Origin of the sequence: Streptomyces camponoticapitis (genome assembly GCF_014646115.1) — a bacterium.
Lineage (GTDB): Bacteria > Actinomycetota > Actinomycetes > Streptomycetales > Streptomycetaceae > Streptomyces > Streptomyces camponoticapitis.
This window is the reverse complement of the sequence record NZ_BMMV01000050.1, coordinates 1-10,590: the sequence shown is the minus strand read 5'-3', so window position 1 is coordinate 10,590 and position 10,590 is coordinate 1. Positions and strand designations below refer to the sequence as shown.

Genomic DNA, 10,590 nt, shown 5'->3' with positions numbered 1-10,590 from the left:
ACCCGACAACTCATCCAAAAACCACAACCGCTCCTGACCAAACGACACCACCCCACCACCCGAACCGGCGGGAACTTGAGGCAGGGACAGGTCGGCGGTGCGTCCGGAGCCGGCCGTCAGCCGGTCGACCTCGGCGGCCAGAGCGGCCAGGGTGGACTCGGTGTAGAACTCGTCCGGGTCCACCCGGACGCCCCACTGCTCGTTGATCCGGACCATCATGCGGGTGGCGTTCGTCGAGTCGCCCCCGAGAGCGAAGAAGTCGTCGTCCGGGCCGATCTCGTCGAAGCCGAGGAAGTCGGACCAAAGATCGGCGAGCAGTCTCTCGGTGTCGCTCTCCGCCCGGCGGGTGCCGCGGGCCGGGGCCAGCCGGGCCAACTGTGGACCGGAGGACCGGCGCACGTCCTCAACGGTTCCGGGGAACCGGCCGGCCAGCCGGGTGAGGAGCAGCTCGAAGGCTCGCGCGTGTGCCGCGACGACGGGCTCGGTGTAGCTGTCGACGTCGTAGACCCAGGTGGCGGTCGCGGGCTCGGCCGTGAGGTCGAGGTGCACCACGACGTCGGCGGCGTCGAGTGCCCCTGCGGTCGGCGTGGAGGCCTGCTCGTCCTCGGTCAGCAGCAGTGCGACGCCGGGGGCGGGCAGGGTCCGGACGTCCTCGGGAACCGGCGCCACGGGGGCCAGCTCCAGCAGCATGGACAGGGGGGTGCCGGGCGTCACCGGCCGGACGTCCGGAGCGAGGGTCCGGTCGCCACCGGGCAGGAAGAGGGCGGTTCCCGCCCGGTCGTGGGTCGCGAGCACACCGTGCAGGGCGGCAGCAGCGACCTGAGCGGGCGTGGCCGGGTGGTGCGTGGTTGCGGTGGTCAGATCCTGCCGGGCGGCCGGCATCTCGTGGCTCAGCGAGGCTCGTTCGTAGGTGGGGACGTCCTGGTCGGCCCGGCCCGGCGCCTGGACCGCGTAGTTGTGGCCGCTCATCGCCGTACTCCTTCGTTCGTACGCCGCCGGACGGAGAAGTCGCCGATGACCAGTCGGTCGAGCCCGCCACGGACAAAGGTCTCCAGTGCCGTCGCGGGATCACGCACGATCGGCTGGCCCCGCAGGTTGAAGGAGGTGTTGAGGAGCACCTCCACGCCGGTGATCCGTCCGAACTCCGTGATGACTGCGGCGAGTTCAGGGTTGTGCTCGGGCCGTAGCGTCTGAGCCCGTGCGCTGCCGTCCACATGGGTGACGGCGCCGAGGTGGTGGCGGTGCTCGGGCCGGGTGGCGGTGGCGATCAGCATGTGGGCGTACCGGTCCTCCTCGCCAGGCTCGATCTCGAAGAACCGGGTCGCGGCATCGTGCAGCACGACGGGAGCGAAGGGCCTGAAGTCCTCGCGGTGTTTGATCAGAGTGTTGATCCGGTCGCGCATGACGCCCTCGCGCGGGTCGGCGAGGATACTGCGGTGGCCGAGCGCCCGCGGTCCGAACTCCATGGCACCCTGGAACCAGGCAACGACCTCTCCGTCCGCCAGTGCCCGCGCCGTCTCGGCGGCGAGGTCGGCCACGTTGTCATGGCAGGTCGCCTCGCAGTCCGGCCGCTCGTCGAGTGCGGACCTGATTTCGGCCCGGGTGTACGAACTGCCCCAGTACGGCATGGTGGCGCGTGCGACGGACGTCGACTGCTGCGAGTTCGCCGCGGCGTACATGGCCGCGCCCACGGCGGTCCCGTCGTCGCCGGCGCCGGGCGGAATGTGCACGGCGTCGAAGAGCCCGCTCCGCGAGACGGCCCCGTTGGCGGTGCAGTTCAGCGCGACGCCGCCCGCGAAGCTGAGGGTCCGCAGGCCGGTCTCGGCCTGGTAGTGGACGAGGACGTGCAGCAGGCAGGCCTCGAGTTCCGCCTGCGCCGCGGCGGCGATGTCCATGTGCCGTTGCTCGATCGCGGTGCCGGGCTCACGGGCCGGACCGAATCTTTCGGCCAGGACCCGGAGGGTGCCGCGCAGGCTCTCTTGTTCGGCCAGGCCCCGGTTGCGGGCCAGCAGGGGTATCGCGTAGCGGCCGTTCGGATGGCGAACCACCAGGTCGCCGAAGTCCTTGGCGTAGCGAGTCCGGTCTCCGAAGGAGGCCAGGCCCATCACCTTGTACTCGTCGAGCATGAAGTCGAAGCCGAGGTAGAGGGTTACCGCGCCGTAGAAGGTGCCGAGCGAGTGCATGACGGGGACGGTGTGCAGGATCTCGATGTCGGATCCCTGCCCCACCGCCACGGTGAGGCTCTCGTTCTCCCCCATGCCGTCGGCCACCAGGATCAGCGACTCGCCGGCTCCGGACGGATAGTAGGCGCTGGCCGCGTGGGCGAGGTGGTGGGGCACCGGGCGGAATCGCTCGGCCCAGTCGACTCCAGGAAAGTGCTCCTCCAGCAGCCGTACCTGCAGTTCGGGGTCGTACACCTGCTCGAACCGCCGGACGTGGAAGTCGTGCCCGTCTCCTTCGGAGGCGGGCGGACGCCGGTAGGCGAAGCCATGGGCGACCAGGTCCAGGTCCTGCGGTTTGACGTCGCCGGACTGCAGCGCGTCGTGGATCGCGGCGACCGGGAAGAGGCCGGTGGCCTTGAGCCCGTTGAACCGTTCCTCCGCGGCGGCGGCCCGCACCGTGCCGTTCACGAGCAGTGCGGCAGCCGAGTCCTGTCCCTGCAGGATGCGCAGTTCACGCCCGTTCAGCTCCGGCAGCTGGGCACGTTTGAATTCCGCACCGGTGTCAAAACCGCTGATACCGAGAATCTTCACCGTGTGAGTCCTCCGACTTCATGACGCGAGTGGTTCCAAGGTCTGGGCGAGGGCCCGCAGCGAGCGGCGGTCGATCTTTCCGCTCGACATGCGCGGCAGTTCGGCGAGGACGGCGAACTGAGTCGGCAACCATGCCGAGGGGAGCCGTGCCGCCATGAAGGCCCTGATGTCCGCGACGTCGGGGGACGCCCCGGGCTGAGGCTCCAGGCAGCAGAGGAGGGCGAGGTCGTCACCTTGCGGGACGGCGACGGCGGCTGCCCTCCGCACACCGGGGCAAGACTCGGCGACCGCGTCCACCTCGGTCAGCTCCACCCGGTGTCCGCGAATCTTCACCTGGTCGTCGGTCCGGCCGTGGATCCGCAGAGTGCCGTCCCGCTGCCATGAGCAGATGTCGCCGGTCCGGTAGAGCCGGCCGTGCACGGCGTGGTCGATGAAAGCCTCGGCGGTGAGATCGTCCCGGCCGAGGTAGCCGACGGCGAGCTGCCGCCCGCCGACGCAGAGTTCACCGAGCTCTCCGACCGGAACGGGTTCCAGCTCCGGGCCGGTCAGCACATGGGCGGTCGTTCCGGGGAGTGGCGTGCCGATCGGCACCACCCCGTCCGTCCCCGGCCCGACGCGATGAGTGGTGCACCAGATGGTGGCTTCGGTCGGCCCGTAACAGTTCCAGACGTCGGCGCCGGTAGAGGTGAGCCGGGCCGCGAGACCGGGTGCCAGCGCCTCGCCCCCGCACAGCAGTACGGCGTGGGACCAGTCACCGCGCAGGCAGCCGACGAGCAGACTCCACATGCTGGGAGTGGCCTGGATGACGTCCGCCCGTCGGTCGGTAAGCCACTGGCTCGCGGCCGCCGGTTCCTTCCGCCGGACGCTGTCCACCATCAGCAGTACGCCATCGGTGACCAGGGGGTAGGCGAACTCCAGGAGGGAGATGTCGAACGTGGCGGCCGTCAGGTGGGCGACCCGACGGCCGACGCCCAGGAGGCCGATGAACGCGTCGACGCAGCCGGCCAGCGCCCCGTGGGAGACCCCCACCGCCTTGGGCAGGCCGGTGGACCCGGAGGTGCACAGCACGTAGGCCAGGTCGTCGGTGGCGCTGTGGCGCAAAGGCGTGTGGGGGCCGCCGGGCACCGGCCCGACGCGGGGCAGGGACCCGGCAAGGCGTCCGTCGGGGTCCCCCACGACGGCACGCGCACCTGCGGCGGCGACCTGCCCGGCCACCCGTTCGACCGGGTGGTCGGTGTCGATGGGCATGAAGGCTGCGCCGGCGCCCCAGATGCCGAGGCAGGCGGCGATGAGCTGCCTGTCGCGTGGCATGTCGACCGCCACCACGTCTGAGGGGCCGATGCCCGCCCGGCGCAGTCCCGCCGTGTAGTCCGCGGCGAGGGAGGCCAGTTCGGCGCAGCTCATGGCCCCGTGGTCGTCGACCAGGCATTCCCCGTCGGGCTCTGCCGCCGTTCGGTCGGCGAACGCCTGGGGAACCGTCCGGCGGGGTGCCGCCAGGGTTGTCCCGCTCCCGGAGCCGATGACCGTACGGTCCCGTTCCCCCCAGAGCGGCACCTGCCCCAGGGGGCTGGCCAAGGTCTCGTCCCAACGGCCCAGAAGCGCGGTGACCCGCCCCGTGACCAGATCGGCGTCCAGATGCCGTAGGTCCTCGGGGACGGTGACGGAGAACCTCCCCGCCCTGCCGGGGCGGAGTAGCAGGCCCGTCCGGCCGGACAGCCACCGATCCCCGGGCGTGGTGCCCGCCGCCGGGAATCGTTCCGCCACCGCTCGTGCGGCAATGTCCAGAGTGACCCGCCACGGCAGGACCAGAGGCTGAGCCGCTCCTCCCTCCGGGCCGATGGTGAAGCGCGAGAGTCGCTGCGCCCGGCTCATGACCAGTCCTGCGGCGGTCAGGACGCGGAGCTGGTCCTGCCGATGTCTGGTGGCCACCGTGTTCACCGCGCCTCCGGAAGGGCCGTCCGAGGACGCGAGTCGGACTCCGCCGTCTCTGCCTCGGTCTCGACGGCTTCGGTCCGCTCGGGGGCACCGTCCGCCCACTTCCGGGCGGGAGCGGCCACGTAGCCGGCCGCCAGGCAGAGCATCACGGCCACGACCCCGAGGAGAATGCGGTAGTCGACGTGCGAAATGAGCAGGGCTCCCGTCGCCATGGACACCGTCTGCGGCATGGTGATCGCGAACTCGAAGGCGGCGAACACCCGGCCGAGGTGTGAGTCGGGGACCTGCCGTTGCAGGGCGGTGGTGGTGGGGGCGGTCAGCGCGGGCAGCATCAGGCCCAGGGCGAACACGGCGAACAGAACCACCGGGAGCAGCGGAACGACGAGGGCCAGGGTGGACAACGCGCAGATCACCATGGCGACGGCGATGATGGCCTGTTCCCGGAACTTCCGCAGCAGCATGCCCACGGTGACACCGCCGACCATGCAGCCCACACCCTGAGCCACTCCGAGAAGACCCAGGGCCGACGCGTCACGTCCCAGCCCTTTCGTGACCACCTCGATGCCGAGGACCTCGAAGAATCCGATGCCCAGCACGGCGATGGCGGTGGCGACCGTGATCCTGCGAAGCAGCGGATTCCGCAGGAGGAAGGCAGCCCCGCCAGACACCTCCTCCCACCAGTTGAATTTCTCCGGCCGTTTCGCTCCGGATTCGGCCGGGTCCGTCGGCCCGGGCCCCGCCGCGTCCGTCGGCGCCGTCGGCCGGACCAACAGCACCGCGCCCGTGGCGAGCAGGAAGGAGCAGGCCACACCTGCCGCGACGGTGGGGCCGCCGACCACGGCAAACACACCGACACCGAGGGCCGGTGCGAAGAGTCGCAGCACCCCGTGCAGGGACTGGTGGGCGCCGTTGACCAGCGGCAGGTGGTCGTCGGACACCAGGGAGGGCAGCAGGGCGGAAAGCGCCGGGGCGGCCAGAGCGCCACTCAGCCCGTTGGCGAAGACGACGGCGTAGATCATCCAGATGTCGTCCGGGGAATCGACCAGGAGGAGTACGAACGCCGCAACGGCGAAGGAAAGGTAGCCAACGACGAGCAGGCGCTTCCTCGGATAGCGATCGGCGAGCACTCCGAAGACGGGAAGGGACAGACTGCCCAGCACGAAGGAGAACATGACCATGCCGGCAGCCGCAGTGCTCCCGGTCAGTGTTTTCACCCATACCGCCATCGCCAGCCACAGTGCGTAGTTGCCGAGGTTCGCGAGCAGATCGCCCAGCAGGAAAAGGCAGACGTTCTTGTTCCTCAGTATCGCGGGCACGCCCGCTCCTTCCTCATGCGTCTGCGCTCCTGGACTGCGAAGCGGCATCAGCCACGCGATCGCCTGTTCATGGCGCCGCACCTCGGCATCCCGAGTACGGGACTGACCGGGCAGCAAAAGATAGGAGCACCCGCTCCCCAGAGGCGTACGAGGGACGCACAACCCCCGTGCAACCGGCGGCGGGCGGCCATGGGCCAGGTATGCCGCCGTGGTCTTGTGCGGGGATTATGCGCCCGTTGTATGCCGGCTCGTGCGTGCCCTAAGTACTGTCCGGCACCACAAGTCGGTTCAGGAACGGAGGCCTTCGGGCGCCCGCGTACTCCCCTTGGGACAAAAATTGCCAGTGGACATCTCTGTTCTGGGCGACATCGCGACACGCATCGACGGACGGCCCGTCGACCTCGGTCATCCGCGTGGCCAGTCCGTGTTTGTCGGCCTGCTCACCGACGCCAACCGCCCGGTCCCGGTCGACGAACTCATCGAGCGCGTCTGGGGCCAACGACCCCCCGAGAAGGCCAGGCCGACGCTGTACGCCTACCTGTCCCGGCTGCGGGCGGCCCTCGGCCCGGCCGGCCGGGCGGCCCAGGTCGAACGGCAGACAGGCGGATACGTCCTCACTCTCAACGAGGAGACCACGGCCGCGGTCGACCTCCACCGTTTCCGTGAACTCATCGCGCGGGCGGGGAGGACCACGGACGACGGGAAGACCCTCGCCCTGCTGGACGAGGCGCTCTCCCTGTGGAAGGCCGACGCCTTCGGTGCCCTGGACACACCCTGGATCGGCAGACTGCGGGAGACCCTCGGCCGGATGCGGTTACTGGCCCAGCTGGACCGCAACGACCTGCTGCTCCGCCGGGGCAGGCACCAGGAGATCTTCAGCAGTCTGAGGTCCCTCGCCCAGAGGAGGCCGCTCGACGAACGGGTGACGGGGCAGCTCATGCTCGCTCTTTACCGCGAGAGACACGTCGCACAGGCCCTGGACTGCTACGAGCGCACCAGGCAGCTCCTCGCCCAGGAGAAGGGCGCGGAGCCCGGGTCCCGGCTCAGAGACCTCCGGTTGCGGATGCTCAACGCCGACCCTTCCCTGGACACCGCGGACGGGCCTGCCACGGCGGTGGGGCCCCGGACCGCGGTCCCCGGCGAACCGGGCCGCAACACCCTTCCCGCGTCACCCTCTCTGCTGGTCGGCCGGACCTCCGCACTCGCCGAACTGGACGCCTGGCGGTCGACGGCCCCGTCGCCAGTCGTCGTCATCAGCGGTCTCGGCGGCGTAGGCAAGACCGCCCTGGCGCTGCGCTGGGCGCACGACAACGCTGCTCAGTTCCCCGACGGTCAGCTCTACGTCAACCTGCAGGGCTTCAACCCCGTTGTCCCCGCCACCCGGCCGGAGACGGTGGTACGCGACCTGCTCAGCGCTCTCGGCGTGCGGACGCGGGCGATCCCCGCTGGCGCGGCCGCGCAATACGCCCTGTATCGCAGCCTCCTGGCCCGGAGGAGGATACTGCTGCTCCTGGACAACGCTCACGACGTGGAACAGGTGCGCCCGCTGCTGCCCGACTCGGCGACCTGCCGACTCATGATCACAAGCCGTAACCGGCTGGAGGGTTTGGTGGGGGCCGAGGGGGCGCGTTCCATCACCCTGAACGTGCTCTCCACCGAGGCCGCACGTCAGTTCCTCACCGTCCGCCTCGGAGACCGCCGTACCTCGGCCGAGCCGGACGCCGTCGGCGCCATCATCTCGAGATGCGGGAAGCTGCCGCTCGCCCTGGCCATCGCCACCGCCCGCAGCATGTCCCGCCCGCACGTGCCGCTCTCCGTACTCGCGGAGGATCTGCGCCCGAGCAACACCAGGTTCGACGTACTGGAGACCGGAGACCGGTACACGTCCCTGCGGGGCGTCTTCGACACCTCGTACAACGCCCTGCCCCCGGACTCGGCCCGGATGCTGCGGCTGGTCGCCCTCGCCCCCGGACGCGACTTCACGCCGGCCGTAGCGGCGGCGCTGACCGGGCTGCCGCCCGCCCGGTCGGAAGAGCTGCTCTCGAACTTGGAGTCGGCCCATCTGGCGCACCGCACCTCACCCGGCCGCTACGCGCTGCACGACATGGTCCGTCTCAACGCCACCGAACGCTCCGCCGGTCACCAGCCCGCTCAGGAGCGCTCCGCGGCACTTCACGCACTGATCGGGTTTCAGGTGAGGACGGCGGCGGCCGCCCACGGGGTGCTGAATCCATGTGTGCCGTCGTCCGCCGCAATCGCCGACGTGCCCGAGGACGCCACCGCCCCGCCTGCGGACCTGGACCAGGCGCTGCGGTGGTTCGAGAGCGAATGCCACGGGCTTCCTCAAGTGATCCGCCTGGCGGGCCAGATGAACCTGCGACTGGAAGGTTGGCGGCTGGCGCGGGACATCCACCCGTTCCTCCGGCGCGGCGGTCATCTCCACGATCTGCTCGCCGTCAGCCGCGCGGGGTTGGAAGCCGCGATGGCGCTCGACCGTCCCGGTGTCGAGAGTCTCCGGAGTTCCGCACGCCGCGACCTGGCCTCAGCCCTGCTGCTCGCCGACCAGCCGAGTGAGCAGGCCGTCGACCAGTTGTGCCAGGCCCTGACGTATTTCGAGGCGTCCGGCGATCTCTTCGGCCAGGCCCGCGTCCACCAGGAACTGGCGGCAGCCCAGCTGGCCGGCGGGCGTCGCTCGGAGGCTCTGGGCGAGGCCGTGCTGTCCCTCAAGCTTTGCGAGGCGGCCGGCGATGCGGCCGGAAAGGCCGACGCTCTCACCGTGCTGAGCCAGTGCCTGGCCGGGATGCGCCGCTACGAGCAGGCCGAGAGCCGTGGCCGGGCGGCACTGGAAGCCTGCCGTTCGGCAGGCCACCCGGACGGGGAGGCGTCGGCGCTCCAGGCCCTCGGGCACATCGCCACCGGCGCCGGACGTCCCCTTGACGCCGTAGAGCACCACGGCGACGCCCTCGTTCTGTTCCGGCGACTTCGCGACGCGCCGGGAGAGGCAGACTCGCTCAGCGGACTCGCGTCGGCCCACGCGGCGCTCGGCCGGACCCGTCCGGCGGGTGACGCGTGGCTCCAGGCCCTGGCCCTCTACCGCGCGCAGCACCGCGACGCCCGGACGCGGGAAACCGAGGAGCGCCTGCGCGGGTTGCCCGCAGGGTAGGGCATCCACCGGGGCGTCACCACCTTGGAGATGTCGATGCCGCCGTGCCAAAGCAGCGCGGCGGGCACCTTCCTGGCGCGCCACCTCGGCGAAGACGTGACCGGCGAAGTTCTGGCGGCCGTCGGCCACGCCGGGTCGAAGGCGCCGTACAGGCCGCTCGTGGTGATCTTGCCGACGGGCACGCCGGACAGGACCCGGCTGTAGGGCTGGGTCGTGTCGGTCGACGCGGGGCCACCGGCGGCCGCTGTCCACGGGCACGCTCATACAAGCCTGGGTGGTGGAACGGAGGACCGGACCGGGTACGACAGAGGCAAGTTCAAGCACTGGGTCGAGGCCGGCTGCCGGATCACAGCCGGCCAGTGGTACTCCTACTACGGTGCGGCGTGAAGTCGCTCCCCATCAGCGGGCGACCCTAGAGGGCAGGGCCGCCTCCGGCTTTAGTGACGTCCAGGAACCGGGTCAAAAACGCGTAGTCCCCCTCGGTCAGGCGCGTCATACCGCGCCGCAGCGGAAACGTACGTCCCCGCGCGACGAGGGTCAGACACTCGACCGGCGTCGACGAGGCGAGGTTGGGGCTGTGGGTGGTGAGGATGACCTGCACAGGTGACCTGTCACCATCCTGCGCCCTGCGCCTTGTCCCGCAGCAGGTCCATGATCCGAGTCTGCAGCTGGGGGTGGAGATGCGCCTCAGGCTCCTCGATCAGCAGCAGAGGAGCCAGTTCGTTCTTACCCAGCAGGAGCAGCTCCGCAGCCATGAACAGGGCGTTGTTGTAACCGAGTCCGCGTCGCGTCCACTCGTCGGATGCTGTGAAGAGGTTCAGCTCCAGCCGCTCCAGCGCGCGGACCAGCGTCGCGTCTGTGGCAACGCTGATCTTGGCGCGCAAGACGTCATCACCGATCGCGAACCGCTGCAGGTAGGCCGAGTTGATGTCCTCACTCACTTCCGCGACAGCCTTGTTGTCGCGGATATCGCACTCAGCCCGCCGCCGGATACCCCGCAGGGTCGACGGGGGTTCATCACCGGTCGGGTCGAAGTCGTCGACGTCCTGGTCCTTCATCGCCGGATAGCCGGCGAGGATCTGAGACAGCCGTGACCCGCGGCCCGAGCGCAGTTCCGCCTCCGCATCGCGAAGGGGGCGCAGATAGGTGGCGCGCAGGAGTTCGCGAGCAGCGCCGTCCAGGGCGGGGCCGTTGCCGTCTGGCCCGGTCCGGGTGGTGACCGAGACCCGGTTGCGCAGCGGATCCATCCGCTGAGCCTTGAACGTGACCCACAACCAGGCGGTGCCGTCGCGGTCGTGGGTGAGCAGTTCCAGGAAGACAGCCTGCTCCTCGGTCGACAGGTCGGTGAAGGCGCTTGAAGGTGACCGAGCCGTCCTTGTTGGCCTTCGCCTTCAGGCCCTTGGCCCTGACCGGGAGCGTGTAG

At 70.3% G+C, this 10,590-nt stretch carries 8 protein-coding genes; 2 read left to right on the top strand and 6 right to left on the bottom strand.

Features of this window, described 5'->3' with window-relative positions:
- The 4 genes from IEY79_RS36740 to IEY79_RS36725 form a co-directional block, all read right to left on the bottom strand.
- The coding region (locus tag IEY79_RS36740; protein WP_189112009.1) for an acyl carrier protein at nt 1-969 on the bottom strand (969 nt) is incomplete at its 3' end.
- Nucleotides 966-2,753, bottom strand: coding sequence for a carbamoyltransferase family protein (locus IEY79_RS36735; protein ID WP_189112008.1), 1,788 nt, complete (start codon nt 2,751-2,753; stop codon nt 966-968). The genes IEY79_RS36740 and IEY79_RS36735, both read right to left, overlap by 4 nt.
- An 18-nt stretch (nt 2,754-2,771) precedes the next feature.
- Nucleotides 2,772-4,682 carry an amino acid adenylation domain-containing protein gene (locus tag IEY79_RS36730; protein ID WP_189112007.1) on the bottom strand — a complete coding sequence of 637 codons (1,911 nt, stop codon included), beginning with the start codon at nt 4,680-4,682 and terminating at the stop codon, nt 2,772-2,774.
- 5 nt (nt 4,683-4,687) lie between these two features.
- Complete coding sequence (locus IEY79_RS36725; RefSeq protein WP_189112006.1) at nt 4,688-6,004, bottom strand: MFS transporter; 1,317 nt, start codon at nt 6,002-6,004, stop codon at nt 4,688-4,690.
- A 343-nt stretch (nt 6,005-6,347) separates the two neighbouring features.
- Here IEY79_RS36725 and IEY79_RS36720 point away from each other — a divergent pair, with 343 nt between their 5' ends.
- Both IEY79_RS36720 and IEY79_RS36715 read left to right on the top strand, forming a co-directional pair.
- The gene (locus tag IEY79_RS36720) at nt 6,348-9,167 is read left to right on the top strand and encodes an AfsR/SARP family transcriptional regulator (RefSeq protein ID WP_189112005.1); all 2,820 of its coding nucleotides are present in this window, start codon (nt 6,348-6,350) and stop codon (nt 9,165-9,167) included.
- Between the two features lie 30 nt (nt 9,168-9,197).
- Nucleotides 9,198-9,371: a hypothetical protein gene (locus IEY79_RS36715; RefSeq protein WP_189112004.1), complete on the top strand. Its 174-nt coding sequence runs from the start codon at nt 9,198-9,200 to the stop codon at nt 9,369-9,371.
- Nucleotides 9,372-9,579: 208 nt separating this feature from the next.
- Here the strand turns inward: IEY79_RS36715 and IEY79_RS36710 are convergent, their stop codons facing one another.
- Complete coding sequence (locus IEY79_RS36710; protein WP_189112003.1) at nt 9,580-9,768, bottom strand: hypothetical protein; 189 nt, start codon at nt 9,766-9,768, stop codon at nt 9,580-9,582.
- Nucleotides 9,769-9,778: 10 nt separating this feature from the next.
- Nucleotides 9,779-10,414, bottom strand: coding sequence for an AAA family ATPase (locus tag IEY79_RS36705; RefSeq protein WP_189112002.1), 636 nt, complete (start codon nt 10,412-10,414; stop codon nt 9,779-9,781).
- Between the last annotated feature and the right edge of the window lie 176 nt (nt 10,415-10,590).